16 protein-coding genes are annotated in these 17,082 nt (G+C 61.2%); 11 read left to right on the forward strand and 5 right to left on the reverse strand.

The features are described from left to right. Positions 1 to 155 precede the first annotated feature (155 nt). From IWW33_RS10280 to IWW33_RS10300, 5 genes are all read left to right on the forward strand, one after another. Positions 156 to 980, forward strand: a complete 825-nt coding sequence (locus IWW33_RS10280; protein ID WP_119688061.1) for a MotA/TolQ/ExbB proton channel family protein — start codon at positions 156 to 158, stop codon at positions 978 to 980. Beyond that, positions 977 to 1,858 (forward strand): OmpA family protein, encoded by an 882-nt coding sequence (locus tag IWW33_RS10285; protein ID WP_046786909.1) that lies wholly within the window; start codon positions 977 to 979, stop codon positions 1,856 to 1,858. Before IWW33_RS10280 ends, IWW33_RS10285 begins: the two co-directional genes overlap by 4 nt. A gap of 113 nt (positions 1,859 to 1,971) precedes the next feature. Then, entirely contained in the window at positions 1,972 to 3,462 is a 1,491-nt protein-coding gene (locus IWW33_RS10290) for a YifB family Mg chelatase-like AAA ATPase (RefSeq protein ID WP_012312183.1), read from the forward strand. Between the two features lie 139 nt (positions 3,463 to 3,601). Further along, complete coding sequence (locus IWW33_RS10295; protein ID WP_174141061.1) at positions 3,602 to 3,862, forward strand: DUF2790 domain-containing protein; 261 nt, start codon at positions 3,602 to 3,604, stop codon at positions 3,860 to 3,862. Positions 3,863 to 4,081: 219 nt separating this feature from the next. Next, positions 4,082 to 5,389 (forward strand): Nramp family divalent metal transporter, encoded by a 1,308-nt coding sequence (locus IWW33_RS10300; protein ID WP_012312181.1) that lies wholly within the window; start codon positions 4,082 to 4,084, stop codon positions 5,387 to 5,389. 45 nt (positions 5,390 to 5,434) lie between these two features. On the opposite strand, the gene IWW33_RS26855 is transcribed toward IWW33_RS10300, so the two are convergent. Continuing rightward, positions 5,435 to 5,566: a hypothetical protein gene (locus IWW33_RS26855; RefSeq protein ID WP_256658419.1), complete on the reverse strand. Its 132-nt coding sequence runs from the start codon at positions 5,564 to 5,566 to the stop codon at positions 5,435 to 5,437. A 487-nt stretch (positions 5,567 to 6,053) separates the two neighbouring features. Between IWW33_RS26855 and IWW33_RS10305 the strand changes: the two genes are divergently transcribed. The 5 genes from IWW33_RS10305 to IWW33_RS10325 all read left to right on the forward strand — a co-directional run bounded on the left by IWW33_RS10305 (position 6,054) and on the right by IWW33_RS10325 (position 10,451). After that, positions 6,054 to 7,841 carry a monovalent cation:proton antiporter-2 (CPA2) family protein gene (locus IWW33_RS10305; protein ID WP_174141062.1) on the forward strand — a complete coding sequence of 596 codons (1,788 nt, stop codon included), beginning with the start codon at positions 6,054 to 6,056 and terminating at the stop codon, positions 7,839 to 7,841. A 116-nt stretch (positions 7,842 to 7,957) separates the two neighbouring features. Further along, the gene (locus IWW33_RS10310; protein ID WP_115273303.1) at positions 7,958 to 8,869 is read left to right on the forward strand and encodes a LysR substrate-binding domain-containing protein; all 912 of its coding nucleotides are present in this window, start codon (positions 7,958 to 7,960) and stop codon (positions 8,867 to 8,869) included. A 349-nt stretch (positions 8,870 to 9,218) separates the two neighbouring features. Next, complete coding sequence (locus IWW33_RS10315) at positions 9,219 to 9,386, forward strand: hypothetical protein (RefSeq protein ID WP_174140959.1); 168 nt, start codon at positions 9,219 to 9,221, stop codon at positions 9,384 to 9,386. Between the two features lie 518 nt (positions 9,387 to 9,904). Further along, the gene (locus tag IWW33_RS10320; RefSeq protein WP_039604233.1) at positions 9,905 to 10,174 is read left to right on the forward strand and encodes a hypothetical protein; all 270 of its coding nucleotides are present in this window, start codon (positions 9,905 to 9,907) and stop codon (positions 10,172 to 10,174) included. A gap of 4 nt (positions 10,175 to 10,178) precedes the next feature. Then, a complete protein-coding gene (locus tag IWW33_RS10325; RefSeq protein ID WP_119688056.1) occupies positions 10,179 to 10,451 on the forward strand; it encodes a DUF3077 domain-containing protein in 273 nt (90 codons plus the stop codon). Positions 10,452 to 10,610: 159 nt separating this feature from the next. Here IWW33_RS10325 and IWW33_RS10330 read toward each other — a convergent pair whose 3' ends face one another. The 4 genes from IWW33_RS10330 to ycaC all read right to left on the reverse strand — a co-directional run bounded on the left by IWW33_RS10330 (position 10,611) and on the right by ycaC (position 14,927). Then, complete coding sequence (locus tag IWW33_RS10330) at positions 10,611 to 12,452, reverse strand: amidohydrolase (protein ID WP_174141116.1); 1,842 nt, start codon at positions 12,450 to 12,452, stop codon at positions 10,611 to 10,613. A gap of 306 nt (positions 12,453 to 12,758) precedes the next feature. After that, the gene (locus IWW33_RS10335) at positions 12,759 to 13,577 is read right to left on the reverse strand and encodes an alpha/beta hydrolase (RefSeq protein ID WP_174141063.1); all 819 of its coding nucleotides are present in this window, start codon (positions 13,575 to 13,577) and stop codon (positions 12,759 to 12,761) included. A gap of 38 nt (positions 13,578 to 13,615) precedes the next feature. After that, positions 13,616 to 14,182, reverse strand: coding sequence for an antibiotic biosynthesis monooxygenase (locus tag IWW33_RS10340; protein WP_012312167.1), 567 nt, complete (start codon positions 14,180 to 14,182; stop codon positions 13,616 to 13,618). A gap of 115 nt (positions 14,183 to 14,297) precedes the next feature. Beyond that, complete coding sequence (gene ycaC, locus IWW33_RS10345; protein WP_012312166.1) at positions 14,298 to 14,927, reverse strand: isochorismate family cysteine hydrolase YcaC; 630 nt, start codon at positions 14,925 to 14,927, stop codon at positions 14,298 to 14,300. Between the two features lie 304 nt (positions 14,928 to 15,231). On the opposite strand from ycaC, the gene IWW33_RS10350 reads away from it, so the two are divergent. Then, positions 15,232 to 16,629, forward strand: a complete 1,398-nt coding sequence (locus IWW33_RS10350; RefSeq protein WP_174141064.1) for a PAAR domain-containing protein — start codon at positions 15,232 to 15,234, stop codon at positions 16,627 to 16,629. Positions 16,630 to 17,082 lie beyond the last annotated feature (453 nt).

Below are 17,082 nucleotides of genomic sequence, written 5' to 3' on the forward strand. Positions count from 1 at the left end.
AAAAAAATTTCCCCCACCCACGGCGCGCCACCGGCTGCCCGGTCGCTCAAGCTGAACAGCAAAAGTGCCTGTATTAGCCCCTTTGCCCACACCCCGGCGGCGCTATAACGCTGCACATCATTGTCTACGGCCGGGTGCCGTCAACGGGAGTGCCCATGAACCCATCGACCCTGGTCGGCCTGCTCGCCAGCCTGCTCCTGCTGACCGTCCTGCTGCTGTTCAGCGCACAGCAACCGTCGCTGCTCATCGACCTGCCTGGCCTGGGCATCGTGGTGCTGGGCACCTTCGCCGCCACCTGCATCAGCTACCCCATGGCAGAGGTGCGGCGCGTGCCGGGCCTGTTCGCAGCCGTTGTGCGAACCGAGCGTGAGCGCACCGAGCTCGATATCGACGACCTGGTCAACCTCGCCCGCCGCTGGATCGATGGTGACAGCCGCGCCGTGGAAAACGCCCTCGCGCAAGTACGCAACCCGTTCATTTGCCACGGTGTGCAACTGCTGGTCGACCAGGTAGGCGAAGAGGACATTCTTGAACTCATGCAATGGCGCATTACCCGGCTGCGCGCCAAGGAGCGCGCCCAAGCCCAGATCTTCCGCGCCATGGCCAGCTACGCGCCAGCCTTTGGCATGCTGGGCACGCTGGTCGGCCTGGTGAACATGGTGTTTGTGCTGGGCGACGGCGACCTGGGCAGTGTCGGACGCCAGATGGCGTTGAGCCTGACCACCACCCTGTACGGCGTGCTGCTGGCCAACCTGTTGTTCAAGCCGGTGGCGGTCAAGCTGGAGCGCCGTACGGAGCGGCGCGTGGTAATCATGAACATGATCCTGCAAGGCATTTCGATGATGGCCAGAAAACGCAGCCCGGGGTTGATGCGCGAAACGCTCAAGGCTTTCGTCGCCCATTATCATGACGAACTGCAGGACGAAGGCCCCCGCCCCGCCCGCAAGCCGCTGTCACTCGCCTGGCGCCGACGCCCATGATGCCCGATGCCTCGCCCAGCAGCCTGGCCGACAACCGCCACTGGCTGGCGCACCAGCGCGCCCTCGAAACCGAGCTGAACAAGGCCCGGCAGCGCCAGTGCAATCTCAAGCGTGCGGCAACCGCCCCGCACTGGCTGGATGACCCCACGCACGAAGCTGAAAGCGAAGGCTGGATGCTGACTTATCTGGACCTGATGACCCTGCTGCTGGTCATGGTCCTAGCCATGCTGGCTCAGGCGATGATCAACCGCATCCCTTCGCCAAAAGCGCCTGCGAAGCTGGCCCTGCCGTTCGACATCGCCAGCCTGACGCACGTCGATGCGCCGGGTGCGCTGTTACTGGTCCCCTCCAGCGTCGGCGAAGTCGCGCCACACGAACCCGTGGCCGACGAGCCGGTCGCTGCCGAAGAAACAGCCCCTGCCAGCCCCGCCCCGGAACCGGAACCCGACCCGCTGGCAGCGTTGCCCGTGGACCAGCTGGGCAGCGATGTGCAAGTGATCCGCAACGAGCGCAGCGTCAGTTTCCGCATCGACAGCAGCATCCTGTTCCCTTCCGGCCAGACCGACCTAGACCCCAAGGGCATGCAGGTCCTGCAACGCCTGGCGCGGGTGCTGAGCACGGTGCCGCACCGGATCGTCGTCGCAGGCCATACCGACACGCGCACCATCCGCAGCGCGCGCTACCCGTCCAACTGGGAGCTTTCCGGCGCCCGGGCCGGCAGCGTGGTCCGCTACCTGCAGCAGCAAGGCATCGCCGGTGACCGGCTCAGTGCCGTTGGCCTGGCCGATACCCAACCGCTGGGCGACAACACCACGGTACAAGGGCGGGCGGAAAATCGCCGGGTCGAGCTGACACTGGAGCAACGACCACAACCGTGATGCAGCCCTGCAGAAAGACATGGAAGCACTTTTTTCTGCAGGGCCATCAGGCCACTCACTATGCTTGAGCCAGCCGCAGGAAGCGGCCCCCTATTCGCGACAACGGAGCGTCCATGTCCCTTGCCCTCGTCCACAGCCGCGCCCAGGTTGGCGTGCAGGCACCTGCTGTCAGCGTCGAAACCCACCTGGCCAACGGCCTGCCCCACCTCACCCTGGTCGGCCTGCCCGAAACCACCGTCAAGGAAAGCAAGGACCGGGTGCGTAGCGCCATCGTCAACTCCGGGCTGAACTACCCGCAAAGGCGCATCACCCAAAACCTGGCACCGGCAGACCTGCCCAAGGACGGCGGGCGCTACGACCTGGCCATCGCCCTGGGCATCCTTGCCGCTGACGGCCAGGTGCCGGTGGCCACATTGACCGACATCGAATGCCTGGGCGAGCTGGCGCTTTCGGGCAAGCTGCGACCGGTGCAGGGCGTGCTGCCTGCTGCACTGGCGGCGCGGGAGGCTGGCCGGGCACTGGTGGTGCCGCGGGAAAACGCCGAAGAGGCGAGCCTGGCGGGTGGGCTGGTGGTGTACGCCGTGGGGCACCTGCTGGAACTGGTCGCGCACCTCAACGGCCAGGTGCCGCTGCCCCCCTTTGCCGCCAACGGTCTGTTGCTGCACAGCCGCCCTTACCCCGACCTCAGCGAGGTGCAGGGCCAGGTGGCCGCCAAGCGTGCCTTGCTGCTGGCGGCTTCAGGTGCGCATAACCTGCTGTTCACGGGGCCGCCCGGCACGGGCAAGACACTACTGGCCAGCCGCCTGCCCGGCCTGCTGCCGCCGCTGGATGAGCATGAAGCGCTGGAAGTGGCAGCCATCCAGTCGGTAAGCGGGCACAAACCGCTTGATAGCTGGCCGCAACGGCCGTTTCGCCATCCGCACCACTCAGCGTCCGGGCCCGCGCTGGTAGGCGGAAGCAGCCGGCCACAACCCGGTGAAATCACCCTGGCGCACCATGGGGTACTGTTTCTGGATGAGCTTCCGGAGTTCGAGCGCCGTGTACTTGAGGTGCTTCGCGAGCCGCTGGAGTCTGGCGAGATCGTGATTGCCCGGGCACGGGACAAAGTACGCTTTCCGGCGCGCTTCCAATTGGTGGCGGCCATGAACCCCTGCCCTTGCGGTTACCTGGGCGACCCCACGGGCCGCTGCCGCTGCAGCACCGAACAGATCCAGCGCTACCGCAACAAGCTTTCCGGCCCGCTACTGGACCGCATCGACCTGCACCTGACCGTGGCGCGCGAAACCACCACGCTCAACAATCAACCTTGCGGCGAGACAAGTGCCGATGTGGCGGCCCGGGTGGCCGAGGCGCGCGAGGTGCAGCACCGGCGGCAAGGCTGTGCCAATGCGTTTCTGGACCTCGAGGGGCTGCGCCGGCACTGTGAATTGTGCGCTGCCGACCAGGCCTGGCTGGAGAGTGCCTGCGAGCGCCTGACGCTTTCCCTGCGCGCCGCACACAGGCTGTTGAAGGTAGCGCGCACGCTGGCCGACCTGGAGGGGGCCAGCACGATTGCCAGGGCGCATCTGGCCGAAGCCCTGCAGTACCGGCCCGGTAGTCATTAGCCCTGCGGCCTGCCCCTCATATGCGCACTCAATGCTGCCCATAGCAGCAATATATTTTGCGCGCCAACTAATTGCGCGCAACATTGGTTCCAGACAGCAAGCAATCGTCGCCACCCCTTACTGAATCTGGAGAACGACCATGACCCTTCGCACCGTTTTCGCACTCACCCTCGCTACCCTTGCACTGGGCACCAGCGCCGGCGCCTTTGCCCAGCCCACCGAAGCGACGCCCTACCACTACGGCATGAACCTGGACATCGCCGAAGTGATCAGCCTCGCCCCCTCGGCCAAAATCCAAGGCCAGGCAAGCACCGCGACCATGACCTACCGGGACAGCACTGGCCAGGTCCGGAGCATTCGCTACTACCAACCAGACAACGCTCAAGGCAACCAGAACTAAATGCCCATGCGAGTTCGCAGAAGGCCGTGCAAACGGCCTTTTTAATTTGCAGGATACTGGCACTTTCGAGGCATCTGCTCGCGACACCAGTAGTAACAAGGCATCACCTAAAATCTGTAATACTTAGAAACATTTGAAAACAAAATGTAGTTGTACGACATCCTATCTATTGTGTTCGACTGCGCTCGTTTAACAAGAACAATAATCGGAGACATCCCCATGTCGAGCATTCATTCGGCCGAGGGCAGTGCTGCCACACCCTCTCAAGGCCGTGTAACACGGCTGATCAAACTGCTGGGCCCAGGTATCATCGCGGTGCTGTCCTGGCTTGGCGCAGGTGATCTGATAACCTCATCCGTGGCCGGCGCCAACTACGGTTACGCCATGATGTGGGTACTGGCCGTTTCGCTGCTGCTCAGATACCTGATCGTCAACATCATCGCCCGCTTCCAGCTGTGCAATAACCAAGGCATGACCATCCTTCAGGGGTATGCGCAACTGCACCCCGTATTTGCCTGGTTCATGCTGGCCTATGCACTGCTGATGGGCCACCTGATGAACGCCTACATGATCAAGGGCGCCGGCGAAGCCTTGGCGATGCTGTTGCGCATCGACTATCCGCTGCTGTGCTCGATGGCTGTGGTGCTGGCTGTGTGGATGCTGGTCGGGCGCAACATCTACGCAATGATCGAAGGCGTGATGAAGGTCCTGCTCGCCGTGATGACGCTGGCGTTTCTGGCACTGGCCGTGATGTCTGGCCCGGATGTGGCCGGTATCGTCAAAGGTACGATCGGCTTCAGCATCCCGGCTGACGAAGGCGTGCACGGGGCGCTGCTAGTGGCGGTCTCGGTGATCGGCGCGGTGGCAGGCTCGGTGGCCAACTTCGTGCACCCGTACGTGATGCGCCAGAAGGGCTGGGTAGGCCCGCAACACAAACGCATCCAACGCAACGACCTGCTGTTCGCGGTGTTCGTCGGTATCGTCATCAACCTGGCCATCTGGATCGTCGGCGCAGAAATCCTGCGGCCAAACGGCATCGAAGTGAAAACCCTCGGCGACCTTGGCAAGGCGCTGGAAATCTTCTTCGGCCCGATCGGCTGGTACATCTTCTTCATCGGCGTGTTCGCTACGCTGTTTGCCAGCATCTCCGGCAAGACCACGGCCTTCCCGATGCTGATTACCGATGCCTTCCAGCATGTACAGCCGCAGCGGCGCGAGCGTTACGGCAAAGAGTTCCACAAAGACCCGATGCACAAGTGGTTCATGCTGTTCATTCTGGTCACGCCGCTGATCTGGTCGATCCCGGGCATGCCCGACTTCGTGACCCTGACCATTGGCGTCAGTGCATTGAACATCATCGGCTTGCCCGTCATTTCGCTGGGCCTGCTGATCATGTCCAACCAAAAGTCGCTGCTCAGCAAGGAATACCGCAACAACCTGTTCGAAAACATCGCGCTGGCATTCGCGACCGGGCTGGCGTTGTGGGTGGCCTTCCAGTTGGGTGTGGATCTGCTCGGCCTGGGCTGAGCCCCTTGCACCATCGCTGGCGGGCCGGCGATGGTGCACTGAAGGTTAACGCTGCCTGTTCTTGGCGATCTCGATATCGTTCATCAGCGCTTTGGCCATCAGGCTGTCGGACTGGACGGTGAAGAATGGAGTAGCGACGGGTTTACGGCTAGGTGGATCCGGTACGATCTTCTTCATGGCTTGTAACCTTTGTTCGGCTTAAGGAAACAGCCACCTGAATCTTTCTCACAGATTAAGGGTGGCAGCCATACGTGGGGTGAGAAAACCGAGGAGAAATTGGCAAAGACTCGGCCAGGCGAAAGCCCGCCCACGTACGGCCGCCATAACGACGATGCCTTGTATCAGTCGGGTTCTCACACCCGGTCACCGAAGTGACCCGAAAACGTTATCCCTGAGGCATTTCCCCGACAACAGCGATACTTCAGCAGCGCTCGCAGGATAATTCCCAAAAGGTCGATGCTGAAGCATTTGGTTTCAGGCTCAGAAATGTCTTACGGCTATTGGTCCTTTCGCAGGAAGCCTCGCCACGAGGTCGACCCGGACTGTCACATCAATCGGGACAATGTTTCTTGCCGCAGGCAGATTGTCTGAACCATCCGCAATCCTCAGAATTGCCCGCCACACTGTTCTAACGCTGCCCCGGCAGCTCATGGAGTTCGAGCCAATGCCACACGAAGGCAGCCTTCTGCAAACCGCGGTGATCTTCCTGCTCGCCGCCGTCCTCGCCGTACCCTTGGCCAAACGCCTGCAACTGGGCGCCGTTATCGGCTACCTGCTGGCTGGCGTGGCCATCGGCCCACAGGCCCTGGGCCTGATCCGCGACACCGAAAGCGTGGCGCACATTTCCGAGCTGGGCGTGGTCCTGCTGCTGTTCATCATCGGCCTGGAACTGTCGCCCAAGCGCCTGTGGCTGATGCGTAAGTCAGTGTTCGGCGTCGGTACTGCACAGGTGCTGCTGACCGGCGCACTCATCGGCGCCATCGCCCTGTTCGGCTTCGGCCAGTCACTCTCTGCCGCCATCGTGGTAGGCCTTGGCCTGGCCCTGTCGTCCACCGCATTGGGCCTGCAGAGCCTGGCCGAGAGCAAGCAGCTCAACGCCCCGCATGGCCGCCTGGCATTTGCCATCTTGCTGTTCCAGGACATCGCCGCGATCCCGCTGATTGCCCTGGTGCCACTGCTGGCCGCCAGCGGCCAGGACACCAGCCACGGTGACAGCCTGCAAAATGGCCTGAACGTCTTCGCCAGCATCGCTGTGGTGATCATCGGCGGGCGCTACCTGCTGCGCCCGGTGTTCCGCATCGTGGCCCGCACCGGCATACCGGAAGTGTCCACCGCCACCGCGCTGCTGGTAGTGATCGGCACCGCCTGGCTGATGGAGGAAGCAGGCATTTCCATGGCCCTGGGCGCCTTCCTCGCGGGCCTGCTGCTGGCCGACTCGGAATACCGGCATGAGCTGGAATCGCAGATCGAACCGTTCAAAGGCCTGCTGCTGGGGCTGTTTTTCATGAGTGTCGGCATGGGCGCAAACCTGAGCCTGCTGCTGGAAATGCCGCTGGTGCTGCTGGGCCTGACACTGTTGTTGGTGACGGTCAAACTGGTACTGCTGATCGGCATCGGCCGTCTGGCCGGTGGCCTGCACAGCGCCAGCGCACTGCGCCTGGGGATGGTACTGGCCACCGGTGGTGAGTTCGCCTTCGTGGTGTTCAAGCTGGGAAAGGACCAGGGCCTGTTCGACACCCAGACCTACGACCTGCTGCTGATGACCATCACCCTGTCGATGGCCATCACCCCGCTGCTGATGCTCGGCTGCGCCCGCGCCCTCAAGCGCACGCAACCTGCCCGCGAAGTACCCGAGCAATACAAGGCCATCGATGCCGGTGCCCCACGCGTGGTGATTGTCGGCATGGGCCGCATGGGGCAGATCGTCTCGCGGATCCTGCGGGCGCAGAAAATCCCCTTCGTCGCCCTGGAAACCTCGGTGGACGCCATCGAGATGACCCGCATGCTCGAACAGGCCCCGGTGTTCTACGGCGACCCGCAGCGCCCCGAGGTGCTGCATGCAGCCAAGGTCGGCGAGGCGGAGTATTTCGTCATCACCATCGACGACCCGGAAGTGACTACACGCACGGCAGAACGGGTCAAGCGCCTGTACCCTCACCTTAAAGTGCTGGCCCGCGCGCGTAACCGCCAGCATGTGCACAAGCTGGTGGACGTGGGCGCAGAGCCGATTCGCGAGACGTTCTATTCGAGCCTGGAAATGACCCGCCGGGCGCTGGTCGGGTTAGGGCTGAGCAGTGAACAGGCGGCGGACCGCATCGATCGGTTTGCCCAGCATGACGAAGAAGTGCTGGAGGCGCAGGGGCAGGTGCGTGATGACCGGGCCAAGGTGATGCAGACGGCCAAGGAAGCGCGGGTTGAGTTGGAGCGGTTGTTTGATTCGGATGCGGATTGAGCGTCAGGCAAGTTTCCGGATTGGCCAGCCTGTTCTCAAGGGCAACTGATTTGGCGCTCCGGCAAAAGCGATAGACTGCGAAAATTGCCCCTAGCGTTCCACCTGGAGAACGATCATTGGAAGACCTCAACTCCCTCTACTACTTCACCCAAGTGGTCGAGCACGGCGGCTTCGCACCGGCCGGACGGGCGCTGGACATGCCCAAGTCGAAACTCAGCCGCCGCATCGCCGACCTTGAGGACCGCCTGGGCGTGCGCCTGCTGCACCGCACCAGCCGGCACTGTTCGCTCACCGAGATCGGCCAGGCCTACTACAACCGTTGCCTGGCCATGCGCGTAGAGGCCGAGGGCGCGGCAGAAATCATCGAGCGCAACCGCAGCGAACCGCGCGGGCTGGTGCGCATCAGCTGCCCGACTACCCTGCTCAACTCCTGGGTCGGGCCAATGCTCACCCGCTACATGCTCAAGTATCCGCAGGTAGAGCTGTTCATCGAGAGCACCAACCGCCGCGTCGACCTGCTGCACGAAGGCTTCGACGTAGCGCTGCGCGTGCGCTTCCCGCCGCTGGAAAACACCGACATGGTGATGAAAGTACTGAGCAACAGCACTCAGTGCCTGGTGGGGCACCCGCAGTATCTGGAGCACTTGCCCAAGGGCTTCGACCCGCAGTTGCTCGGCACGCTGCCCAGCGTGCATTGGGGGAGCGCCCAGCGCGAGTACCAGTGGGAGCTGTTCCAGGGCGAGGACATGAGCCGCAGCATCGTGATCCCGCACACACCGCGCATGGTCACCGATGACCTGTTTGCCCTGCGCCATTTCGTGGTGGCCGGAGTTGGTATCGCGCACCTGCCACGGGTGGCGGTGCGCGAAGACCTGGCCGAAGGCCGTTTGGTGGAGCTGTTGCCGCAGTGGCACCCTCGCTGCGGCATCGTGCACGCCATCTTCCCTTCGCGGCGTGGGTTGCTGCCGTCGGTGCGGTCGCTGATCGATCACTTGGCGGAGGAATTCGCGTTCAGCGACATGGCCTAGACCAGTAGCAGCGATAGGGTCTCTAGCCGTAAGACATTTCTGAACTTGAAAGCAAATGCTTCAGCATCGACCTGCTTGGGAATTATCCTACGAGCGCTGCTGAAGTATCGCTGTTGTCGGGGAAATGCCTCAGGGATAACGTTTTCGGGTCGCTCAGGCGACCGGGTGTGAGAAACCCGACCGATAAAACAGCAGCACCGTAATGGTTGCCGTACGTGGGCGGGCTTCGGCTCGGCCGGGTTTTTGCCGTTTTTTCCTCGGTTTTCTCACCCTGCGTACGGCTGCCACCCACAATCTGTGAGAAAGATTCAAGTGGTAGTTCCCATTTTGAAAAAATAGGAATTACATCATGAAAAAGATCGTACCTGACCCACACAGCCGTAAACCCGTCACTACCCCATTCTTCACCGTCCAGTCCGACATGTACCCGCCCGACGCCCTGGCCCATGCCAGCGAGCTGTTGCGCGGCGTCATCGAAACCATCGACGAACACTGCTGGCGGCAGCCGACTATCTGAGCCTGTTGGCCAAAGCGCTGATGGACGATATCGAGATCGCCAAGAACAGACAGCGTTGATACCCGTCAGGTAAGCGATTGCGGGCCGCTTTGCGGCCCATCGCCGGCAAGCCAGCTCCTACAGGTCCTGTGGGAGAACAGTGTGTGGCGGGCAATTCTGGGGATTGCGGCTGCCTAAGACAATCGTGCAAGGACCAATAGCCGTAAGACATTTCTGAACCTGAAATCAAATGCTTCAGCATCGACCTGCTTGGGAATTATCCTACGAGCGCTGCTGAAGTATCGCTGTTGTCGGGGAAATGCCTCAGGGATAACGTTTTCGGGTCACTTCGGTGACCGGGTGTGAGAACCCGACTGATACAAGGCATCGTCGTTATGGCGGCCGTGCGCGGGCAGGCTTACGCCTGGCCGAGTTTTGCCTTTGTTCCTCGGTTTCTCACCCTGCGTACGGCTGCCACCCACAATCCGTGAGAAAGATTCAGGTGGCGGTTTCCATAAGCCGAACAAAGGTTACAAGCCATGAAGAAGATCGTACCCGATCCACCCAGCCGTAAACCCGTCACTACCCCATTCTTCACCGTCCAGTCCGACATGTACCCGCCCGACGCCCTGGCCCATGCCAGCGAGCTGTTGCGCGGCGTCATCGAAACCATCGACGAACACTGCCGCGCCCGCGCAGGCGAACCTGGCCTGAACATGCTGAGCAATGCCATGCATGCCAGCGAGATCGCCCATTCGCTGGTCGAGCACGTGCACGCTCGGCTGTTTGGCCAACGGACCGAGGAGTGAAGCCATGGCAGACGAACCCAAGGTCCTGACCACCGTTGGCGTGGCGACCTTCCTCGATGTGGGTAACCCGCCGGTTGATCTGCTGCGTGTGCAGCCCGGCATTCCCATAGACGATGCCTACGAACAGGTGTCCGTGCTGCTCAGCTACATCAAGCACCTGGTGCGTGAAGGCGACATGGAGGATGACCACAAGCTGCTGGCAGCAGCCGACTATCTGAGCCTGTTGGCCAAAGCGCTGATGGACGATATCGAGATCGCCAAGAACAGACAGCGTTGATACCCGTCAGGTAAGCGATTGGAGGCCGCTTTGCGGCTCATCGCCGGCAAGCCAGCTCCTACAGGCCCTGTGGGAGTCGGCTTGCCGGCGATGGGCTGCGTAGCAGCCCTGATAACTAACTGACTGGCATTACCGCAGAGCGCCCTTTCTTACATCAGCTCAAAACGCAAAGCACGAACACCCCAAGGCTCCCCAGAAGCCCTGGAAGTCATTCACCGGCACACTCGAATGCCGCGCCTTTTCATGGCTGTGCGCATGCACCCCGCAAGGCCCGCTGCACTGGTGCACCGTTGCAGCCAGTGATGGCGTACCCACGCGCCAGTGCCCAGGCACCTTGGCCACCGGCGACCACTCCGGCAGCACCGGCACCTGTGGCGGGCCAAGCCTGTCGAATTCGCCAGCGCCGTACACCACCTTGCCGTCAACGATAGTCAGTACCGACTCGATGCCCTTGATCGCCTCTTCATCAACGCTGAAGAAGTCCAGCGACAGGGCCGCCAGGTCCGCCAGCTGGCCAACCTTGATCTGGCCTTTCTTGCCCTGCTCACTGGAGAACCAGGCGCTGCCCTGGGTGAACAGTTGCAGTGCGGTGTCGCGGCTCAGCCCTTCCGGGTACAGCTCCATACCGCCTACGGTCTTGCCGCTGACCAACCAGTACAGCGAAGTCCACGGGTTGTAGCTGGAGACCCGGGTGGCGTCGGTACCGGCGCCCACAGGCACACCCATTTCGAGCATGCGCTTGATCGGCGGGGTCTGCTCGGCGGCCTTCGCACCATAGCGATCGACGAAGTACTCACCCTGGAAGGCCATACGGTCCTGGATGGCAATACCACCGCCCAACGCACGCACGCGCTCGATGTTCTGCGGGGTAATGGTCTCGGCGTGGTCGAAGAACCATGGCAGCCCGTTGAAAGGGATGTCGCGGTTGACCTTCTCGAACACGTCGAGCATGCGCGTGATCGATTCGTTGTACGTAGCGTGCAGGCGGAACGGCCAGCGCTGCTCGACCAGGTGGCGCACCACCGGTTCCAGCTCTTCTTCCATGGTTTGCGGCAGGTCCGGCCGCGGTTCGAGGAAGTCCTCGAAGTCGGCTGCGGAGAACACCAGCATCTCACCGGCGCCGTTATGGCGCAGGAAGTCGGTGCCGCTGTGCAGCTTGACGCTGGAGGTCCACTTCCTGAAGTCGTCCAGCTCTTCCTTGGGCTTTTGGGTGAACAGGTTGTAGGCGATGCGCACGGTCAGCTGGTTATTGTCGGCCAGCTCCTGAATCACCGAGTAGTCGTCAGGGAAGTTCTGGTAGCCGCCACCTGCGTCAATGGCGCTGGTCAGGCCCAGGCGGTTGAGCTCACGCATGAACTGGCGGGTCGAGTTGACCTGGTATTCCAGCGGCAGCTTCGGCCCTTTGGCCAAGGTTGCGTAAAGGATCATCGCGTTGGGGCGGGCGATGAGCATGCCGGTCGGGTTGCCGAACTTGTCGCGCTGAATTTCACCGCCCGGCGGGTTTGGCGTGTCCTTGCTGTAGCCCACGGCCTTGAGCGCGGCGCGGTTGAGCAGTGCGCGGTCGTACAGGTGCAGCAGGAACACCGGGGTATCGGGCGCAGCCTGGTTGATTTCTTCCAGGGTGGGCATGCGTTTTTCGGCGAACTGGAATTCGTTCCAGCCACCGACCACGCGCGCCCATTGCGGGGTTGGCGTACGCGCCGCCTGGTCCTTGAGCATGCGCAGGGCATCTGCCACCGACGGCACACCTTCCCAGCGCAGTTCAAGGTTGTAGTTCAGGCCGCCGCGGATCAGGTGCAGGTGCGAGTCGTTCAGGCCCGGGATAACCGTGCGCTGCTTCAGGTCGATGATCTGCGTGGCAGCACCCTTGTGGGCCATGGCCTCGGCGTCGTTGCCCACGGCAATGAAGCGGCCATCCTTGATGGCTACGGCGGTGGCTGTGGGCTTTTCACGGTCCACTGTATGCAACTTGCCGTTGAACAGGATCAGGTCGGCGGTCATGGAACCTCCTTGGATGGATGCGTGGGCGGAGCCGGCGGCGCCGGTGAAGGGCAATGCGGACCAGAGCGCGCCGGCGGCACCGAGCACGGTACTGGTGGCGAGGAACTGGCGACGGGTCTTGTCGTTGGGGTCCTGGGACATCTTCTTCTCCGTCTGGGTGCGGCGGTGGCTGGGGCAACTGCGGAGCATGCCGGTTCAAGCCTGGCCAGGGATTGCAGGGGTGTGCGGTGGGTTGATGAAGGTTAGCCCTGTTCACATTTTGTGCTGCCGGGGCCGGCGATGGGCCGCAACGCGGCCCCCGCTTATTCAGCGGCTCAGGAACGCCAACAGGTCTTCATTGAGCTGCTGCGCATGGGTCACTGCAAATCCGTGCGGCGCCCCGCTGTACGCCTTCAGCTCAGCCCCGCGAATCAACTCCGCAGCCCGCTTTCCGGTGGTCTCGAACGGTACGATCTGATCGTCGTCACCGTGGATCACCAAGGTCGGCACATCGATCTTGGCCATGTCCGGGCGGAAGTCGGTTTCGGAGAACGCACTCACACAATCCAGCGTGCCCTTGATCGAAGCCATCAGGGCAATGTTCAGGGTCTGCGTCTGCACACCCTGAGACACCTGCTGCCCATGGTTCAGCCCATAGAACGGCGTGGCGAAATCGGCGATGAACTGCGCCCGATCCGCCCGCAGTCCAGCCTTGATGCCGTCAAATACCGAGGTATCGACACCGTCCGGGTTGTCGTCACGCCTGCCGAACACCGGCGTCACCGCGCCCAGCAGCACCAAGCCGGCAACGCGTTCGCTGCCGTGGCGGGCAATGTAGCGGCTGACATCGCCGCCACCCATGGAGAAGCCCACCAGGGTCACGTCGCGCAGGTCGAGGTGCTCGATCAGCTGGGCGATGTCGTCAGCGAACGTGTCGTAGTCATAACCGTTCCACGGCTGGCTCGAACGGCCGAAACCACGACGGTCGAAGGCAATGGCGCGGTAGCCGCGGCTAGCCAGGTACTCCATCTGCGAGTCCCACATGTCGGCATCCAACGGCCAGCCATGGCTGAACAACACGGGCTTGCCGGTGCCCCAGTCCTTGTAATAGATCGAAGTGCCATCGCGGGTAACGAGCGTAGTCATGTCGGTATCTCCTTGAAAGGGTCGAGGTCAAAAATTGATCAGCTGCGCAGCCAGTTGGCGCAGCGACGGGTTACCCACGGCATGATGAAAAACACCACGGGCAGGATGACGAACAGGTTGACGATCAGGTTGCCGGTGATCACCCCGCCCAGTTGTGGGAAGCGTGCGAAAAACGGCGCCAGCAGTTGCGGGATGATCATGGTCATCGGGCAGATCACCAGGTAGGTCAGTAGCGCCTGCTTCCAGCGCGGTGGTTGCGCGGAGGTAGTGCTGGGCGGTGTGAACCAGAACTCCGGGTCTTCGTGCACCTGGGTGTGGTCGCCGCCTTCGAGCAGCGGCAGTACTTCGTTGACCAGCGTCTGGCGCTCGCTGGAGTTGACCCAGGCCTGCAGCAGGCTGGCATCTGCGAAGCGCACCACGGTGGTGAAGTGCAGCCCGCCGTCGTCCGGGCGGATCACATTGACATCCAGGTGCCCCGGCTGCCGCCGTGCGGTGCTGACCGTACGCTTGAGCCAAGCCTCGTAGCTGGCCAGCGCCTGGGCGCGGACCTTGTGCTGGATGACCAGGGTCACCACGTTGCGGTTGTCTTGGAGTGCGGTGTTCATCGGCGTTCCTTGGGATGAGCTTGCCCGCATCCACTGTGCAACAACGGACGGGCGCAGGATTGGATGGGTGTGCTGCCCTGCGCGGGCACCGCTGTCGGTGCCCGGGGCGGTCGGCTTACTTGCCGGCGTTGAAGGCGTTGTAACTGGTCATCAGGTTGCGGTAATCCGGAATGTGGTTGGAGCACAGCGCCGCCAGGCCTTCGACGTCGTTGCGCCAGTCGCGGTGCAGCTCACATGCCACGCCGAACCAGGTCATCAGTTGTGCGCCAGCCTGGCTCATGCGGTCGTGGGCGGCGTCGCGGGTCATGGCATTGAAGGTGCCGGAGGCATCGGTCACCACGAACACCTCGAACTCTTCTTCCAGTGCCGACAGCGCCGGGAACGCCACACACACCTCGGTCACTACACCGGCGATGATCAGCTGCTTCTTGCCGGTGGCCTTCACTGCCTTGACGAAGTCTTCGTTGTCCCAGGCGTTGATCTGGCCAGGGCGGGCGATGTATGGGGCGTCCGGGAACAGTGCTTTGAGTTCTGGTACCAGCGGGCCGTTAGGGCCTTGTTCGAAGCTGGTGGTGAGGATGGTCGGCAGGTTGAAGAACTTGGCCAGGTCAGCCAGGGCCAGCACGTTGTTCTTGAACGCATCCGGCTCGATGTCACGGACCAGGGACAGCAGGCCAGCCTGGTGGTCGACCAGCAGAACGGCTGCGTCGTCTTTGTTCAGGCGGTTGTATTTGAAGTTGGTCATGGTCGTGCTCCTAAGGGTTTTGATGTTCAGTAAGTTGGGTGTTTCGCGTTGATGGGAGAAGATTAAAACCATCACCTTTGGAGCGGTAGATAGTGATTTTTGGCTATAGCGTTCTATTTTGAGAACGATGATCTAGCCGTGGATTTGCCGGCACATTGAAGACGGGTAAGCTCTCGAAGGACTTCCCGAGAGCCGAAGGCGGAGAGTTTTCTCTAGTTTGCGTAGGACGTTTCCCAAAGCATCTTCAAGTGACCTCTAGGCCTATTGCGGGGTGCTAGCTTCCAGGTTTGCCTAGGACCTGGATATGAGTCGCATCAAGATGAATGGCAGAGGCCAAGCACTGGAGGGTGATCGCACCACGACGGGCGCTACCTGCCTTGCCAGCATCGGCAGCTTCCGCGTTGGTGGTCGCCGGGTACTGCGCGAAGGCGACGTGACTACCCCTTGTCCGGCCTGCGACAAGAGCGGCACCATCGTGGAAGGGATGCCAGGGTTCGTGGTTGCTGGCCGGCTGGCCGCAATGGATGGAGCTCGAGTAGCCTGTGGTTGTCCGGATGGATGCCGGGTAATCGCGCCCTTGGGGGATTCCTCCCCGTCCAAGCCAACATCCGTGGCCAGGTCTGCTGAAGCAAGCCCAACACCACATGAAGCGGATTCACTGCCTACTCGCTTCAGACGAAATGTTGCAAGCTCCCCGGTGGATACCTTAGAGCCAGGTTTCTTCATCGTCCCGCGCTGCATGACCTACCAGGAAGTCCTGGTTGAACTCGGCGCTCCGCAGGCCAATCTGCCGCGCTCCCTCCTGGAGCGCCTGAATCCTACCTATCAACAGGGTTTCAAAGCGGGCGAACTATTCATCATTGGCGACGGCCTCAGCCGACCGGTCTGTACGCGCGAAGAGCTGCATGCGATGAGCGCGGCGAAACAGGCGCGGGAGGCGTTGGCAAGCCTGACGCCGGAAGAGGCGGATTTCATGGTGCGGCATCAGGCTGAAATTGCAGGATGGCTCAGTGAAGTGAGCCTCTCAGTCGGAGTGAGCGAAGCGATGATGGCAAAGTCGTTGAGTGACATAAACCACATCTTGCGAAAGATCGAAGAATTGCATCAGCAACAATTTGCCAAGCACGGGCACCTGCGCAGTCGTGAGTTTTTCGCTGAACGTATGAAACTCCTCAAGCAATTAGATACGACCCTGAAAGCGACTGTTCTGAATAAGCGCCTGAACCTTGGCAACTATGAAAGACTGCGTCGGGACTTGGGCATCTCATCAAAAAGTCTGGTTCATCATTGGAGCAAAGCAGGGATACCTGGCCAGATCCCCGGATATTCAACACACCTGGATAAATTGGCAAGCATTTCCAAGTATTTGAAGGCAGGGGGACATATAGGCGTTGCTATTGGAGGTGTTGGCTCGATAGTGAAAATTTCCGATGTATGCCGAGCGGGCGATGCCAGGGCCTGCGAAAAAGTCAAAGTCACAGAGGCAGGGAATTTTTCCGGCGGTTTAGCCGGGGGCTGGGCTGGAGGCCAGGCGGGAATTAGAGCTGCTTTAAAAGTTTGCTGGAGAGTCGGACATCCTAAAGGCGTATTCATATGCGGCATAGCCATGACCGGAGCTGGAGCTTACTACGGCAGCACTAAAGGGATGAAGTATGGCGAGGAACTTGCGGACCTGATCTTCGAGACTTTCCACGATGACTGACACACTCGACGTCAACGTTAGGCTCTTTTTACTGGCATCTCCATTCTGTCTCGGCTTGATCGGGCTTTCATTAGACCTCTATATTGCTTGCAGCCGGGACTTCAAAGTAATGACTTCAGCACTTCAAAGGAGTGATTGTCTACCCTTTGCGAAAGGCCTATGTGGACAGCAAGGCTTAAAATCCAGAGTTCTCATCGTCTCCGCGATATCGAGCGAACTCATGTTCCCTAACGCCAGAATTCGCCGAGGATCACTAGATGCTCAGGACTATCTAGAGTTCCCCAAAGGCCTGAGAACAAGGATGGTCATCGCCGCTTGGTTTAATATAGTTGGCTTCACTTGGCTGATTGTAAATGGCTTCATCCTGTAACCTGTATAAATCGGGAGTGAAAAATATCGAGAACAAGGCAAGCCGTTGTCGAGATCGGTCAACGGCCTGGCACTTCGAATCGA

The sequence above is a fragment of the Pseudomonas sp. M2 genome (assembly GCF_015751845.1).
Lineage (GTDB): Bacteria > Pseudomonadota > Gammaproteobacteria > Pseudomonadales > Pseudomonadaceae > Aquipseudomonas > Aquipseudomonas putida_E.

What these genes read in the sequence shown, in the direction of transcription:
- IWW33_RS10340 (WP_012312167.1), bottom strand. Translation starts at nt 14,182, where the DNA reads ATGAACACCGCACTCCAAGACAACCGCAACGTGGTGACCCTGGTCATC.
- IWW33_RS10305 (WP_174141062.1), top strand. Translation starts at nt 6,054, where the DNA reads ATGCCACACGAAGGCAGCCTTCTGCAAACCGCGGTGATCTTCCTGCTC.
- IWW33_RS10325 (WP_119688056.1), top strand. Translation starts at nt 10,179, where the DNA reads ATGGCAGACGAACCCAAGGTCCTGACCACCGTTGGCGTGGCGACCTTC.
- IWW33_RS10290 (WP_012312183.1), top strand. Translation starts at nt 1,972, where the DNA reads ATGTCCCTTGCCCTCGTCCACAGCCGCGCCCAGGTTGGCGTGCAGGCA.
- IWW33_RS10320 (WP_039604233.1), top strand. Translation starts at nt 9,905, where the DNA reads ATGAAGAAGATCGTACCCGATCCACCCAGCCGTAAACCCGTCACTACC.
- IWW33_RS10285 (WP_046786909.1), top strand. Translation starts at nt 977, where the DNA reads ATGATGCCCGATGCCTCGCCCAGCAGCCTGGCCGACAACCGCCACTGG.
- ycaC (WP_012312166.1), bottom strand. Translation starts at nt 14,927, where the DNA reads ATGACCAACTTCAAATACAACCGCCTGAACAAAGACGACGCAGCCGTT.
- IWW33_RS10350 (WP_174141064.1), top strand. Translation starts at nt 15,232, where the DNA reads ATGAGTCGCATCAAGATGAATGGCAGAGGCCAAGCACTGGAGGGTGAT.
- IWW33_RS10280 (WP_119688061.1), top strand. Translation starts at nt 156, where the DNA reads ATGAACCCATCGACCCTGGTCGGCCTGCTCGCCAGCCTGCTCCTGCTG.
- IWW33_RS26855 (WP_256658419.1), bottom strand. Translation starts at nt 5,566, where the DNA reads ATGAAGAAGATCGTACCGGATCCACCTAGCCGTAAACCCGTCGCTACT.
- IWW33_RS10335 (WP_174141063.1), bottom strand. Translation starts at nt 13,577, where the DNA reads ATGACTACGCTCGTTACCCGCGATGGCACTTCGATCTATTACAAGGAC.
- IWW33_RS10315 (WP_174140959.1), top strand. Translation starts at nt 9,219, where the DNA reads ATGAAAAAGATCGTACCTGACCCACACAGCCGTAAACCCGTCACTACC.
- IWW33_RS10295 (WP_174141061.1), top strand. Translation starts at nt 3,602, where the DNA reads ATGACCCTTCGCACCGTTTTCGCACTCACCCTCGCTACCCTTGCACTG.
- IWW33_RS10330 (WP_174141116.1), bottom strand. Translation starts at nt 12,452, where the DNA reads ATGACCGCCGACCTGATCCTGTTCAACGGCAAGTTGCATACAGTGGAC.
- IWW33_RS10300 (WP_012312181.1), top strand. Translation starts at nt 4,082, where the DNA reads ATGTCGAGCATTCATTCGGCCGAGGGCAGTGCTGCCACACCCTCTCAA.